Source organism: Ruegeria sp. YTSA135 (genome assembly GCF_059610165.1).
Genome location: NZ_JBXWNC010000016.1, coordinates 104,098 through 118,395, shown reverse-complemented (window position 1 = coordinate 118,395; position 14,298 = coordinate 104,098). Strand labels below are relative to the sequence as shown.

At 57.6% G+C, this 14,298-nt stretch carries 16 protein-coding genes; 7 read left to right on the top strand and 9 right to left on the bottom strand.

The annotated features are described in order from the left end of the window. Positions 1–190: 190 nt before the first annotated feature. Both AC2FIT_RS18610 and parC read right to left on the bottom strand, forming a co-directional pair. Positions 191–784, bottom strand: a complete 594-nt coding sequence (locus AC2FIT_RS18610; RefSeq protein ID WP_068338998.1) for a hypothetical protein — start codon at positions 782–784, stop codon at positions 191–193. A 94-nt stretch (positions 785–878) separates the two neighbouring features. Then, positions 879–3,227: a DNA topoisomerase IV subunit A gene (gene parC, locus AC2FIT_RS18605; RefSeq protein WP_496831506.1), complete on the bottom strand. Its 2,349-nt coding sequence runs from the start codon at positions 3,225–3,227 to the stop codon at positions 879–881. Between the two features lie 201 nt (positions 3,228–3,428). On the opposite strand from parC, the gene AC2FIT_RS18600 reads away from it, so the two are divergent. The 6 genes from AC2FIT_RS18600 to AC2FIT_RS18575 all read left to right on the top strand — a co-directional run bounded on the left by AC2FIT_RS18600 (position 3,429) and on the right by AC2FIT_RS18575 (position 7,640). Next, positions 3,429–4,037, top strand: a complete 609-nt coding sequence (locus tag AC2FIT_RS18600) for an SH3 domain-containing protein (protein WP_496831505.1) — start codon at positions 3,429–3,431, stop codon at positions 4,035–4,037. A gap of 69 nt (positions 4,038–4,106) precedes the next feature. Beyond that, positions 4,107–4,934 carry an SDR family NAD(P)-dependent oxidoreductase gene (locus AC2FIT_RS18595; RefSeq protein ID WP_496831504.1) on the top strand — a complete coding sequence of 276 codons (828 nt, stop codon included), beginning with the start codon at positions 4,107–4,109 and terminating at the stop codon, positions 4,932–4,934. An 80-nt stretch (positions 4,935–5,014) separates the two neighbouring features. Beyond that, entirely contained in the window at positions 5,015–5,218 is a 204-nt protein-coding gene (locus AC2FIT_RS18590; protein ID WP_068339009.1) for a twin transmembrane helix small protein, read from the top strand. Then, positions 5,219–5,791: a cob(I)yrinic acid a,c-diamide adenosyltransferase gene (locus tag AC2FIT_RS18585; protein WP_068339011.1), complete on the top strand. Its 573-nt coding sequence runs from the start codon at positions 5,219–5,221 to the stop codon at positions 5,789–5,791. A 161-nt stretch (positions 5,792–5,952) separates the two neighbouring features. Next, the gene (locus tag AC2FIT_RS18580) at positions 5,953–6,711 is read left to right on the top strand and encodes an electron transfer flavoprotein subunit beta/FixA family protein (protein WP_496831503.1); all 759 of its coding nucleotides are present in this window, start codon (positions 5,953–5,955) and stop codon (positions 6,709–6,711) included. After that, complete coding sequence (locus tag AC2FIT_RS18575; RefSeq protein WP_496831502.1) at positions 6,711–7,640, top strand: electron transfer flavoprotein subunit alpha/FixB family protein; 930 nt, start codon at positions 6,711–6,713, stop codon at positions 7,638–7,640. Before AC2FIT_RS18580 ends, AC2FIT_RS18575 begins: the two co-directional genes overlap by 1 nt. Positions 7,641–7,696: 56 nt before the next feature. On the opposite strand, the gene AC2FIT_RS18570 is transcribed toward AC2FIT_RS18575, so the two are convergent. After that, a complete protein-coding gene (locus AC2FIT_RS18570) occupies positions 7,697–8,512 on the bottom strand; it encodes a DUF6473 family protein (RefSeq protein WP_496831501.1) in 816 nt (271 codons plus the stop codon). Between the two features lie 162 nt (positions 8,513–8,674). Here AC2FIT_RS18570 and AC2FIT_RS18565 point away from each other — a divergent pair, with 162 nt between their 5' ends. Further along, entirely contained in the window at positions 8,675–9,550 is an 876-nt protein-coding gene (locus AC2FIT_RS18565; protein WP_496831500.1) for a 3-hydroxybutyryl-CoA dehydrogenase, read from the top strand. 42 nt (positions 9,551–9,592) lie between these two features. On the opposite strand, the gene AC2FIT_RS18560 is transcribed toward AC2FIT_RS18565, so the two are convergent. The 6 genes from AC2FIT_RS18560 to AC2FIT_RS18535 are packed head-to-tail and all read right to left on the bottom strand — an operon-like array spanning position 9,593 to position 14,279. Continuing rightward, on the bottom strand, positions 9,593–10,492 hold the full coding sequence (locus AC2FIT_RS18560; protein ID WP_496831499.1) for a lysophospholipid acyltransferase family protein: 900 nt from the start codon (positions 10,490–10,492) through the stop codon (positions 9,593–9,595). Positions 10,493–10,531: 39 nt separating this feature from the next. After that, positions 10,532–10,801: an HPr family phosphocarrier protein gene (locus AC2FIT_RS18555; RefSeq protein ID WP_496831498.1), complete on the bottom strand. Its 270-nt coding sequence runs from the start codon at positions 10,799–10,801 to the stop codon at positions 10,532–10,534. Positions 10,802–10,803: 2 nt separating this feature from the next. Continuing rightward, positions 10,804–11,211, bottom strand: coding sequence for a PTS sugar transporter subunit IIA (locus tag AC2FIT_RS18550; protein ID WP_496831497.1), 408 nt, complete (start codon positions 11,209–11,211; stop codon positions 10,804–10,806). Further along, positions 11,208–12,101 (bottom strand): RNase adapter RapZ, encoded by an 894-nt coding sequence (gene rapZ, locus AC2FIT_RS18545; protein WP_496831496.1) that lies wholly within the window; start codon positions 12,099–12,101, stop codon positions 11,208–11,210. Before rapZ ends, AC2FIT_RS18550 begins: the two co-directional genes overlap by 4 nt. Continuing rightward, positions 12,086–12,556 (bottom strand): HPr kinase/phosphorylase, encoded by a 471-nt coding sequence (locus AC2FIT_RS18540; protein ID WP_496831495.1) that lies wholly within the window; start codon positions 12,554–12,556, stop codon positions 12,086–12,088. The genes rapZ and AC2FIT_RS18540 overlap by 16 nt, the downstream gene beginning before the upstream one ends. 4 nt (positions 12,557–12,560) lie before the next feature. Further along, positions 12,561–14,279 carry an ATP-binding protein gene (locus AC2FIT_RS18535; RefSeq protein WP_496831494.1) on the bottom strand — a complete coding sequence of 573 codons (1,719 nt, stop codon included), beginning with the start codon at positions 14,277–14,279 and terminating at the stop codon, positions 12,561–12,563. Between the last annotated feature and the right edge of the window lie 19 nt (positions 14,280–14,298).

Below are 14,298 nucleotides of genomic sequence, written 5' to 3'. Positions count from 1 at the left end.
GTCTTGCCGTGGTCAACGTGGCCAATCGTGCCGATGTTGACGTGCGGTTTTGTACGCTCAAACTTTTCCTTTGCCATTCCTCAGGCGCCCTTTTGCAATTTGGGGGACCCTTGGTCCCGTGGTTACATCTGCGCGCGCGGGATATTTGGTTCAAAGCGGGAAATCAAGCACATCCTGCATCGAAAGCGGGTTATGATGCCGGATTTTGGGTGACGACGCCGGAATCAAGCGGTTGGATCAGGTCCGGGCGACGGTCGAACCAGCCATTTGCCTCGTGTTCTTCGGCCAGCCATTCCTCGACCCGGTCGGCCACTTTCAACGCCAGGCCGTTCATTTGCTCTTCTCTCGTCCGGGCGTGACCAGACCCGGCAAGGGCACTTTCGCCGGTCGTGTCTTCAAGAACCTGGAATTGTTTGGCCTTTGCCAAAAACTCTTTTTTGCGAACATCGTAGACGTTCACAAGTACGATAGCCGTACTTTTGGGGTTATAGATGACTGGTACGCCCGGAGGTGCCAGCATGTAACCTTCGAGGCTGATGCCAATATCATACTCCTGTGCACCGTCGTAACGGCCCAAACGGATATCCACGGCGTTCTGAATCGCCTCTTCCCACTCCTTGGGGGTCGCGTCGCGGGAGACCGGACCCTGCCTGGCTTTCTCGGCGAACGCATAATTGACGCGCAGCTTGAATTCGCCCAGCGACTCGGGTTCTTCGTACACCTGTGTCTGCGTGCACGCGCCCAAAAGGGCCAGTCCGGCGATCAAGGTCAGAATACGCAACATGTCATGTCTCGATAGGCTTGTTTCCCATGATCTAGCGCACTGATACGGCCTGTGCCAAGCCGTATCGGCGGAATTTCACCACTGACCCACACGGTCATGAGAACTTGTAGTCGCGCGGGAAACCATAAGGCGGTTTTTTCCCGACGCTGGCGCGTTTGGCCAGCCATTGGGACATATCGGCCTCGTGCCGGGTCTTGTCACCGCCCATGGACCATTTCAGGCCCTCTTCCCAGTTAAACGTAGTGACGTCGGACAGGCCGCCATCCAGTTCCAAAGTGCCCTGCCGTCCACGCGCCATGTTGTATTTCTGCAGACGCACACCCTTTCCGCGCGTCATCTCGGGCAGTTCTTCTGTTGGGAACACAAGGAACTTGCCGTTCTGCGATACAACGGCCACGTGATCGCCCTGAACCGGCCTACAGATCATTGCCGCTTCGTCGCCCTTGACGTTTAGCACCTGTTTACCATTTCGGGTCTGGGCCAGCACCTCATCCTCGGGCACGATGAATCCGTTGCCCGCCCCCGACGCCACCAGCAGCTTGCGCCCGGGCTTGTGAATCAGGATGTCGATAATCTGCGCCTCGTTCGGCAGGTCGACCATCAGGCGCAGGGGCTCACCCATGCCGCGACCGCCGGGAAGATTGGCGGCACTGACCGTGTAGAATCGCCCGTTTGAGGCAAAAACCACTAACCGGTCCGTCGTTTCGGCATGAAAAATGAACCGCGGGCCGTCCCCGTCCTTGAACTTTAACTCACGGTTCAGGTCGATATGGCCTGTCATGGCGCGTATCCAGCCCATCTGAGAGCAAACGACCGTGATCGGTTCCTTGTCGATCATCGCCTCAAGCGGAACCTCTTCGACCTGTCCGGCCTCGGCGAACTGCGTGCGCCGCGCGCCACCTTCGTAGTCTTTGCCGAAGGTTTTCTTGGTCTCTTTCAGCTGCTCAGCGATCTTGGACCACTGCAGGGTCGGATCGGCCAGCAAATCCTCAAGATTGGCGCGCTCCAGCATCAATTCGTCGCGCTCGCGGACCAGTTCCATCTCTTCAAGACGGCGCAGGCTGCGCAGGCGCATGTTCAGGATCGCGTCGACCTGAACTTCGGACAACTCGCCCTCGCCCGGCTTGGGCGAGACATAATCGGACTCATCGGTCGCGCGAACATGATCGATGCCCCAATCCTCGCGCATCAGTGCCGCCTTAGGGTCGTCGTCGTAGCGGATGATGTCGATCACTCGGTCGAGGTTCAGGAAGGCGACGATAAAGCCCTCTAACACCTCTAACCGGTGGTCGATCTTGCCCATGCGGTGGCGCGAGCGGCGCAGCAGCACCTCTTGCCGGTGATCGAGGAAAGCGCGCAGCACTTCCTTCATCGAGCAGACCTTGGGTGTCACCCCATCGATCAGCACGTTCATGTTCAGGCTGAACCGCACCTCAAGGTCCGAGTTGCGATACAGCATGCCCATCAGCACCTCGGGGTCCACATTCTTGGAGCGAGGCTCAAGAACCACCCGGATGTCATCGGCAGATTCGTCGCGCACATCAGCGAGAATCGGAATTTTCTTGGTCTGGATCAGCTCGGCGATCTTTTCGATCAGCTTGGATTTCTGAACCTGATAGGGGATCTCGGTAACGACGATCTGCCACTGACCCCTGCCCAGATCTTCGACCTCGAACTTGCAGCGCAGACGGAACGAGCCCCGCCCGGTGCGATAGGCCTGCGCGATATTCTCGGGTGGCTCAACAATTACGCCGCCAGTCGGGAAGTCCGGGCCGGGCACGTAATTCAGCAGCGTGTCGTCGCGCGCATCCGGCGTCTTGATCAGATGCAGACAGGCGTCGCAGAGTTCTGAGATATTGTGCGGCGGGATATTCGTCGCCATGCCGACCGCAATGCCGCTGGCGCCATTTGCCAAAAGATTGGGAAACTGCGCGGGCAGCACGACCGGCTCGGTCAGCGTGCCATCATAATTGTCACGGAAATTAACGGCGTCTTCGTTCAGCCCCTCAAGCAGAGCTTCGGCCACGATGGTCATCCGCGCCTCGGTATAGCGCGAGGCCGCCGGGTTATCGCCGTCAATGTTGCCGAAATTCCCCTGACCGTCGACCAGCGGGTAGCGCACGTTAAAATCCTGCGCCAGACGCGCCATCGCGTCGTAAATCGCGGCGTCACCATGCGGGTGGTAGTTACCCATCACGTCGCCGGAAATCTTGGCCGACTTACGAAAACCGCCCGTTGCGCTGAGTCGCAGCTCGCGCATGGCGTATAGGATTCGCCGATGAACAGGCTTCAATCCATCCCGCGCATCCGGCAACGCCCGGTGCATGATTGTGGACAGCGCATAGGTCAGATAGCGCTCGCCAATCGCGCGGCGCAGCGGCTCGGCCACCTCGCCCCCGTTTTCGGGGGCCTCCATGTTGGGGTTGTCGATCGTATCATTCATACATGATGTGATACGCCGCAACTGCGCCTTGGTAAAGCGACCAGCACACATTTACTGGGGACAAGTGGCGCTTTTTGCAACAAGGGGAGGCACCCCCGCAATTTCCCCCGTTTTTCGACAGGATGCATGAAATATGGTAACCTATTGGAATTAGACTGCTGCTTATTTCTTGTTTCTTACGATTGACCCGGGGGATGCGCCATGACGCGCCTTATTGTTATTTCATTCGCTGCACTCGGATGGTGCTTTTACATCATGAGCGGGGGGCCGAACTTCGAACCACGCGGCCTGCGCAGCGACCAACCTCAACGTAAAGTTGTAGCCCGGACCACAACCGTCGCGCCTGCGCGCGCCGAAGAGCTTGTATCGAATGTTGCAGCCCGAGTGCCAACGAGTCACGAGCCGCCAAAGGCGGAACCCGAAGACGTAGTTCAGATCATAGCCGACGACGCGAGCCTTGCGTCGTTCTCAAGCCTGACAATCTTTGCCGATCAAAGTGCCAACTTCACGCTGGCCTCGCTGGAAGACGGCGTAGAGGGGCTGAGCCAGGTCACGACCGAGGTAGAGAGCGATGTCGCTGAGGCACCGACCCTGCCCGAGCCGGAAAAGGACATTCGCGAGATTTCGGGCACCCGCGTAAACATGCGTGATGGGCCCGGGACGATCTATCCCATCGTCGGCAAGGCAACCATTGGCCAGAAGGTCGAGGTTCTAAGCGAATCCGGAACCGGCTGGCTGCGATTGCGCGTGTTACCACAGCAACAAGTCGGATGGATTTCGGCATCTCTGGTTCGAAAAATCCCGGACTGACGCAGTGGTGTGATTGCTCTGACCACAGCCTCGCAATAGCTATGGGCGAGGTTCAGAGTCAGGAAGATCATGCAAAAAACCATTCTTATCACCGGCTGCTCTTCGGGCATTGGTCAGGATGCTGCTCATGGTATGCGAGCCCGGGGTTGGCGCGTGTTTGCGTCCTGTCGGCAGCAGCGGGACTGCGACCGATTACGGGCGCAAGGGTTTGAAAGCCCACGCATCGACTATACCGATGCCGACAGCATCGCGTCGGGGCTGGCCTCGGTGTTCGAAGCCACGGGCGGAACGCTTGATGCGTTGTTCAACAACGGCGCACATGGCCTGCCCGGAGCGGTCGAAGATTTGCCAACGGACGGACTGCGCCAGATTTTCGAGGCCAACTTTTTTGGATGGCACGAACTCACCCGGCAGGTGATTCCGGCGATGCGGGCACAGGGGCATGGCCGAATCGTTCAGAATTCCTCGGTTCTGGGGTTGGTGGCCTTTCCATGGCGCGGAGCTTACGTGGCAACAAAATATGCGGTCGAGGGCCTTACAGACACGCTGCGCCTGGAACTGGCAGATACCGACATAAAGGTTATTCTGATTGAACCCGGACCGATCACGTCGAAAATCCGAGAAAACTCGATCCCTTTTTTCGAACGATTCATCAATTGGCAGAACTCGGCCCTGCGCGAGCGGTACGAGACTTCGCTACTGAAAAGACTGTATGAATCCTCGGGTCCCGACAGGTTCGAACTGCCCGCTTCGGCAGTGACCGACAAGCTGGCACGTGCTGTCGAAACAAAACGGCCACGTGCGCGGTACTATGTGACCACGCCAACTTATGTTGCCGGCTACCTGCGCCGTATTTTACCGACCCGCGCCATCGACCGCATACTCTCGGACATCTGAGGCGAAATAACCCGTTCGCTTTTCCAATCTGCAAAGCTAGATGGTAGACTAATGAAACAAGAAACGCGGACGGTGTACCCATGGACCTTTTGATGGTCGTTCTGCTTTTGGCCATGGCGGCTGTTGTCGTCGTGCTGGCGATAGGCATATCAAACTTCGGCAAAAGCGGCAAAGCGGCAGCCATGAAAAGCAACAAGATGATGCGCCTGCGTATCCTGTTCCAGTTCATTGCCGTGTTGCTGATCGTGCTCTATGTCTGGCTACGTGGACAAGGAGCGCAGTAAATGGTCGTCCTGAACAAAATCTATACCCGCACCGGCGATGATGGAAAAACGGCGCTTGGCAACGGCGAACGCGTTGCAAAGTATTCCGGGCGCGTGGCGGCCTATGGCACCGTGGACGAGCTGAACTCGTTCGTTGGCGTGGCCCGCACCGAGGCCGAGGGTGACGTTGATGCCGCCCTGTCGCGCATCCAGAACGACCTGTTCGATCTGGGTGCGGATTTCTGCCGCCCCGACATGGAAAAAGACGCCGAGGCTGACTATCCGCCGCTGCGCATCGTTGCATCGCAGATCGACCGGCTTGAGGCCGAGATCGACGTCATGAACGAAACGCTGGAACCGCTGCGCAGCTTCATCCTTCCGGGCGGTTCTCGGTTGGCGGCCCATCTGCATGTGTGTCGCACTGTTTCGCGCCGGGCCGAGCGGTTGGCGGTTGAGCTGACCAATCTGGAGCCGGTAAACGCAGTCGCAGTGAAATACCTCAATCGCCTGAGCGACTGGTTCTTCGTGGCGGCCCGCTGCGCCAATGAAAACGGCACTCAGGATGTTTTGTGGGTCCCGGGCGCCAACCGATAAGTTTTGGGACGCAGCGACAAAAAACACGAAACGCGACGTCCCAAGCCCATGACGTGACGATTTTACTCTGTTGCAGAGGGAATTGAGACGCTATTCAATCCCCCGAAAGCATTGGTGGAGTCGCTTCGCGGCTTACCGTTTTTTGAGGAGAAAGCGCAAAAATGAAGGTACTCGTGCCTGTCAAACGCGTGATTGACTATAATGTGAAAGTCCGCGTGAAAGCGGACGGTAGCGGTGTTGATCTCGCCAATGTCAAAATGTCGATGAACCCGTTCGACGAGATCGCCGTAGAAGAGGCGATCCGCCTGAAAGAAGCGGGCAAAGCGGATGAAGTTATTGCTGTTTCGGTGGGCGTAAAGCAGGCGCAGGAAACGCTGCGTACCGCGCTGGCCATGGGGGCCGACCGCGCGATTCTGGTCGTTGCGGCTGACGACGTGCATCAGGACATCGAACCACTGGCCGTTGCCAAGATCCTGGCCAAAGTGGTCGAGGAAGAGCAGCCCGGACTGGTTCTGTGCGGCAAGCAGGCGATCGACAACGACATGAACGCCACCGGCCAGATGCTGTCGGCCCTGTTGGGCTGGAGCCAGGGCACCTTTGCCTCTGAGGTGGATATCGAAGGCGACAGCGCCAAGATCACCCGCGAGGTGGATGGCGGCCTGCAGACCATCAGCGTCAAGATGCCGACCATCGTGACCGTTGATCTGCGCCTGAACGAGCCGCGCTATGCGTCGCTGCCCAACATCATGAAGGCGAAGAAAAAGCCGCTGGATGAGAAAACCGCCGCCGATTACGGCGTCGATGTCAGCCCGCGTCTGGAAATTGTCAAAACCGACGAGCCGCCGGCACGCGCCGCCGGTATCGTCGTGGGCTCGGTTGACGAGCTGGTTGCAAAACTCAAAGAAGCGGGGGCTGTGTAATGGCTGTTCTTCTTCTGGCAGAAGTCAATAACGGTGAGCTGTCGCTGGACGCCACCGCCAAGGCTGTCAACGCCGCCAAGGCACTGGGCGACGTGACCGTTCTGGCCGCGGGCAGCTCGGCTGCTGCTGCTGGCGAGGCCGCCGCAAAGATTGACGGTGTGTCCAAAGTTCTGGTGGCCGAAGACGCGTCTTTGGGTCACCGTCTTGCAGAATCAACGGCCGCGCTGATCGTGTCGCTGGCTGATGGGTACGAACACATCGTTGCCCCCGCCACCACCGACGCCAAGAACGTGATGCCGCGCGTGGCCGCGCTGTTGGACGTGATGGTAATCTCGGATGCGTCAGGCGTGGTTGACGGTTCAACTTTTGAGCGCCCGATCTATGCGGGCAACGCGATCCAGACCGTGAAATCGAACGACGCCAAAAAGGTTGTCACCCTGCGGACCGCCAGCTTTGACGCGGCGGGAGAAGGCGGCGCGGCCCCGGTTGAGACCATCTCAGTCCCGGCGGCCGAAGGCCTGTCGTCGTGGGTCGAGGACAAGGTGGCTGAAAGCGACCGTCCGGAACTGACCTCGGCTGGTGTTGTTGTCTCGGGCGGCCGTGGTGTCGGTTCAGAAGACGATTTCAAGCTGATCGAAACCCTGGCCGATAAGCTGGGCGCCGCTGTTGGTGCCTCGCGTGCAGCGGTTGACTCGGGCTATGCCCCGAATGACTGGCAGGTTGGTCAGACCGGTAAGGTTGTTGCACCTGACCTCTATGTCGCTGTCGGCATCTCGGGCGCTATCCAGCACCTGGCGGGTATGAAGGACTCGAAGGTCATCGTTGCGATCAACAAAGACGAAGAAGCCCCGATCTTCCAGGTCGCGGACTTCGGTCTGGTCGCCGACCTTTTCCAGGCCGTGCCGGAGTTGACCGAGAAACTCGGCTAAGTCTGCTACGACTTTCAACTAAAATACTCGAAGGCCCGCCCAAAGGCGGGCCTTTTTTAGATTTGCCTTCGGATTGACCCCAACAGCGCGTCCGCAATTGCCTTATGCGCCGCCGGGCCGATCATGTACTCAGCCATCGGCTGCTGCAGTGTTCCGAACAACATATCCTCAAGCGCGTCGGACTGGCCGGATACAGGCACCGAGACTTCAACAAAATCCACGCATAGGGGGCTGACAGCCTCAAACATTTCCGGTGTTACGACTGTTCTTTCATTTTGGCGGTCTCCATCTTTGTGTTGCAGCACTCTTAGCCCCAACAGAATGACCGGTACCTCCAGCCTGTGTAGCAAGTCACTGATTTTCCGAACCCAGTTGTGGCGCAACTCATCGACAACAACCTCGAAACGCGCATCTTGATGACTTTGCAAAGAACTCATCAAATGGTGCACGAAATGAACATCGGTGAAGTCCAGTTCGGGATATAGATCGATCAAGTCCGATGTTGGTGTAAGAACCCGGTCATTGCGCCGGGGATGGACGCGGTAAAAGTGATTCGTCTGGCTGAGAACACCCGGCGCCTGAAGGATGCACAACTCGGCCATATTTAAAAGCTTGAACAAACCTGCGTCGTTGCACAGCGCCTCAACCCCGCAGAAAAGACTTCCAAGATTCAGGCAGCGCCGATCCAGCTTTTCTTCGAGAATCGTGGCGAAGGGACGCTCTACAAACCGCCCATAGGTTTCATCCCCGCCCGTGCAAACCATGTAGACGGTATCCAACGACCGCTCTGGCCCACGAAACCAAAGACGTGATTCACCGTATTGGCATACGGCATGCCCGGCACCTGCCGAGCCTGTTTGATGATAGCTCATGACACTCACCCATTTTTCACCCGGTTGCCATCTTGAAGCCGCAAGTCTTGAGAAAGTCTTAATGTGCGCATTTAAGCAAATTCGATGCGTCTGATCCCCTTGCCGCCCCCACCGGTCTGCCGGTAGTGTCCCCCCAACCCCGAGACTCAGAGGCATCAGAACATGGACGTAAAATCAGTCGGAGTGATCGGCGCAGGCCAGATGGGCAATGGCATCGCCCATGTGCTGGCCCTGGCAGAATATGACGTTCTGCTGAACGACGTGAACCAGGACGCGCTGAATGCCGCACTGTCTACGATCGAAGGCAACATGGCGCGCCAGGCCTCGCGCGGGAAAATCACGGACGAGGCGATGCAGGCCGCGCTCAAGCGGATCAAAACCACGCTTGCGCTGCCCGAACTGGGGCAGACCGATCTGGTGATCGAGGCCGCAACCGAACGCGAGACGATCAAACAGGCAATTTTCGAGGACCTGCAACCGCATCTGCAACCGCATACGATTTTGACCTCGAACACCTCATCCATTTCAATTACCCGGCTGGCCAGCCGCACAGATCGGCCAGAGCGGTTCATGGGGTTTCACTTCATGAACCCGGTTCCGGTGATGCAACTGGTCGAGCTGATCCGCGGCATTGCGACGGATGAACCAACTTTCAACACGTGCAAGGCCGTCGTGGATCGTCTGGGAAAAACGGCTGCCAGTGCCGAAGACTTCCCCGCCTTTATCGTGAACCGCATTCTGATGCCGATGATCAACGAAGCGGTCTATACATTGTACGAGGGCGTTGGAAACGTGCAGTCCATAGACCAATCCATGAAGCTGGGCGCGAACCATCCGATGGGCCCACTAGAACTGGCTGATTTCATTGGGCTGGACACCTGCCTGGCCATCATGAACGTGCTGCATGATGGGTTGGCAGACACAAAATACCGTCCCTGCCCATTGCTGACCAAATATGTCGAAGCCGGTTGGCTGGGGCGCAAGACCGATCGTGGGTTTTATGACTATAGAGGCGAGGTTCCGGTTCCCACTCGCTGATGCAGAGGGGCAAAGCCCCTCTTGTCCTTCGGGTCTGGCTGTCTAGCGTTTCAGCGTTTCGCCCAATGACATCGTGTGTTTTCTCAACCACGCCATAAAGCCGCGCGGATCACGCTCTAGCAGTTGCATATCTTCATCCGAAATCGGCTCGCCGATCACAGGAGACTGCGGCTTGTTGCAGGATCGCACGATCTCATGCAGCAAAAGCCCCTGCCGCAAAATCGGGGACAGCCTGTTGGCGATCTGGTAAGCGCGCGAATTTCGACCGGGGAAAAAGATGGGAACCACGCGTGCACCTGACCGACGGATCATCTTGGCGGTAAACACGTTCCATTCCCGCTCTTGCGCGGGGCCAAACCAGTCGTCGGAAGACATGACAACGCCCGAGGGGAACAACGCTACAACCCCCCCTTCTTTCAGGTGATCCATTGCCTTGCCGCGCATTTCCAGCATTTTGCCTTGCGCCTCGGGGTCATGCGGGAACGGAACCGGGATCATGAATGATGTCGCCGCCTCGTCCAAACCGGTCAAAACAGAGCGGGTCAGGATTCTGTAGTCACTGCGAACCCGGCCGATCAACTCAGCAAGAATCATACCGTCAACCATACCGTGCGGATGGTTCGCCACCACGACCACGGGGCCTTCTTTCGGAATGCGGGTAATCTGCTCTTCCGGCGTGGTCAGGTCGATTCCCATAACCTCAAGCGCGCCGCCCCAGAACCTTTGACCGCGGTAATATTCGTTCTTCTTTTCGAATTTGTTGACCATACGCAGAATGGTCAGCTTGCCGGTGCACCATTCAATCGCGCGAATGGCGGTTGAGGTCCAGACATCGTCGAACGAGTTCGCGTAAGTCAGGGTTCTACGGTCGTAGATTTCGCCCTGATCTTTAGCCCCATCCACCAAAGAGCCTGTCTTGGTCTCGTGCGTAGTTTCCGCCAATTCCTGGTCATCCCGTTCTTCATCGCGCGGCCGATGAGGTCAGAACCCTTCCCCGAACTTGTCATTCACCAGGGTTTCCAAAGCATCAGCCAACGCCTCAGCATCCGGTCCGGACGTCTCGACGTCAATAGTCGTTCCATGCGATGCTGCCAACATCAAAAGGCCCATAATGCTGTCGCCCGAAGCAGAAAAACCGTCTTTGGATACTTCGGCTTGGGCATCAAAGCCCTCGACCACCTCAACCAACTTGGCCGAGGCGCGGGCGTGCAAACCCTTTTCGTTTACTATTTTCAAACTTCGGTTGGTCATTCTTAATCAGTCCGGTCTTCTTCTAATGTCACATTTTGCGCATTGATGTATTTACGTCCAGCCTCCATCGCCTGCCGCACGGCGTCGGCCACAGGCAGGTGGCGGCTTTTGGCCAGCTTAATCAACATAGGCAGATTTGCACCGTAAAGAATACGACGATCATGCGGGGCGCAGGCGCGCAGGCTCAGATTCGACGGACTTCCCCCAAACAGGTCGGTCACGACAACGACCCCATCCCCAACATCCACACTGTCAGCGGCCACACAAATTTCGGCCTGCTTTTCTTCGCGATTATGATCTGCCTCAATCGAAATTGCGATCAGACCGGGTTGCTTTCCAACCACATGCTGCACGGCTGCCAGATACTCTCTGGCCAACCCACCATGTGCTACGATTACAATCCCGATCAATCCGGCCTCACATTCAACGATCGACGTTCCATTTCGCGGTGCCTAATTGCCACTTGCTGCCCCTTCTCTGCAAGAGCCTTTGCGACCGCTTCTGCCATGGCAACTGACCTGTGTTGCCCGCCGGTACAGCCAAAAGCCACTGACAGGTGTGCTTTGCCTTCTGCACGGAAGCTTGGCAGCAACAGGTTCAGCAAATCAACAACCCGATCGAAAAACGGAGCATAATTCGTATCAGATTGTACATAGCTGGCAACGTCCGGGTTTCGACCATCTTCCGACCGCAGTTCCGAGCGCCAATATGGATTGGCCAGAAACCGGCAATCGAAGACCATATCAAGCCCGCGCGGAAGGCCCCGTTTGTACGAAAATGACTCGATCGAAACCGCGAGGTGCCGCCCGCCTTGTGGAGCAAACCAGCGCTCGACCTCTTCTCGCAGCTGGTGGACATTCAGCGGGGAGGTGTCAATCAGCGTATCTGCAATCTCGCGGATCGGGGCCAAAAGCTCTTTTTCCTGCCTCACACCTGTTTCCGGGCTTGCATCGGTGGCCACTGGATGTCGGCGGCGGGTTTCCGAAAAACGCCGCAGCAGAACCTCGTCATTGCAATCAAGGTAAAGCGTTGTCAAATCAACCTGTTCCATGCGCCTCAGGCGCACGGCCAGTTCTATGAACCCGATTGTCGAGAAATCGCGGTTGCGCGCGTCGATACCCAGGGCCATCGGCCGATCATCCTGCGGCCCATCCAAAAGGCGCATCAACAGACCCATGGGAAGATTATCGATGGCTTCGAAGCCCAGGTCTTCAAGCACACGGATTGCAGTCGAACGGCCCGCGCCTGATGGGCCCGTGACCAAAACAATACGCCGTTGCGGTTTTAAGTGCTGGGCCATTCCGGGTCTAAACGCCCCATTTTCAAAAGTTGCATCAGTATTGCGGACAAATTGGGGATGCCTGCCGCCCGAAGCAAGGGCACAGTTTGCCTCAGGACAACGGTTGTAACCGGGGCCGGCAAACGGGCGGGCTCGGATTGATCAAGATCCACCACGTAACAGACCCGCGTTGTCCCAGCGGCGTTTGCACGAAGCAGTCCAACGCCCCGAGCCTCAATCACTCCGCGCAACGTCGGAACAGCATCCGCAATAACCTTTCCGTCAACCATGGTCAGGGCAACACGGTCATCGGCAACCAGCGCTGCCCCGTATGCCATCATCTGCAAGGCCAACGCCGATTTACCTGATCCCGAAGGTCCCACGACCAAAGCGCCGCGCCCTTCGACGGCCACGCATGTTCCGTGAACGATAGCTGTGTTCTGATGTCGAATGTCCAAGAGGGTCTGGCCACTCATGCGTTTACACCGGCAACCCCACCACAAATCGCGCACCCAGCGGGTCCGATGTAATGTCTGCCTCGGTCGGGCGGATATTTTCGGCCCAAATCACACCGCCATGAGCTTCTACAATCTGTTTCGAGATCGCCAGCCCAAGGCCGGAATTGTTGCCAAAATGCTCTTCCGGTCGCTGCGAATAGAACCGCTTGAAGATTTTGGTCAACGCCTGATCCGGAATGCCGGGGCCTGTGTCTTCGACCACGATCAGCACCCGGTTTTCTCGGCGACGCACCCAGACGCGTATGGCGTCGCTGTCTTCGCAGAATGAAATCGCGTTAGTGATCAGGTTGACGAAAACCTGCGCCAGACGCGCCTCAAGCCCATTGACGACAATCGGCTGACGCGGAAGATCGGTAATGTAATCAATGCCTTTGGCGCGGGCATCTTCACCCAAATACTGCCCGATATTGTCCAAAAGCTTGAGCAGATCGAAAGGCTGTTCCTCTTCCTTGACCAACTCAGCGTCCAGACGTGACGCGTTCGAGATATCACTGACCAAACGATCCAACCGACGCACATCATGTTCGATCACGCCCAGCAATTTATCGCGTTGGTCGTCGCGCTTGACCACACGCAAAGTTCCAACGGCCGACTGCAAACTCGCAAGTGGGTTCTTGATTTCGTGCGCGACATCAGCAGCAAACTGTTCGTTTGCATCGATGCGGTTGTACAATGCCGAAACCATCCCCCGCAAAGCCTGGCTGAGACGCCCGATTTCATCTGGCCGCGCGCTGAGGTCGGGAATGCGGATACGGCCCGGATTGACACCGGCCCCCCGGTCTTTGCCCGTCTCAGCCGCAGCGGCGAGATCCGCCAACGGGTTGGCAATGGTGGATGCCAGAACAAGGCTCAGGCCGATAGAGACCAAAAGCGCCACGACGAACATTTGCAGGATACGTTCCTGTTCGCGCCGGGCCAGCGCGTCGATTTCACCAGCAGGACCGGCCATTGCCACAGCCCCCATAGGCGCCCCATCCTGCAGGATCGGAGCCGCCGCGACGATAACTGTCTTGCCGGCTGCATCCTTTACCGCTTCGACCTGCAACTCTCCCCTCAAGGCGTCAGGAATGAGGTCTTGCACGCGCTGCGCCAAAGTCGGCGCTTCATCGATTTCCGAGCGTGTAAATACCCGGGACAATCCAGTCCAGACGGCGTTCAGCGCATCACTGATCAAAGTGCTGCCGGTCTGAACCTCGGAGCCGTTTTTTAGCAACGCAGTGTTCTGCGAAGGGGCCGCCACCCCGCGCGTCCAGCCAATCAGCGTGCCGTCTGCGTCGTATACAAAAACTTCGCCCCCGTCTGGCAGGCTGAGCCCAGCCAGCGTATCCTTGACATCCAGTGCAGATGTGACCTGAGAATGCCCAATCAGGTTCTGCCGCAATTGGGTTTCGAACACGTTGCTGACAAGCTGCGCGTCACCGATAAGATTGCGCGCCGTTTGCTGGACCTGGTCCTCGCGGGAATCGTTGAGGTACAGCAGCCCCGTAACAAGGATAACAAGAGCAATCAGGTTGAAGGTGATAATCCTGCGCGCCAGAGGCGAGCCCCGCAACGAGAACATGTTGCGACGTTGGCGCGACGCCCGCAGCTCGGCCGACTCCGGATCCTGCGGGATGACCCAGTCATCCCCCAGAACGACGTCGCCGTCCCGCAATTCGCTGGCTTGCTCTGTATCGCGCACGAGGTTCGGTTACCCCTTC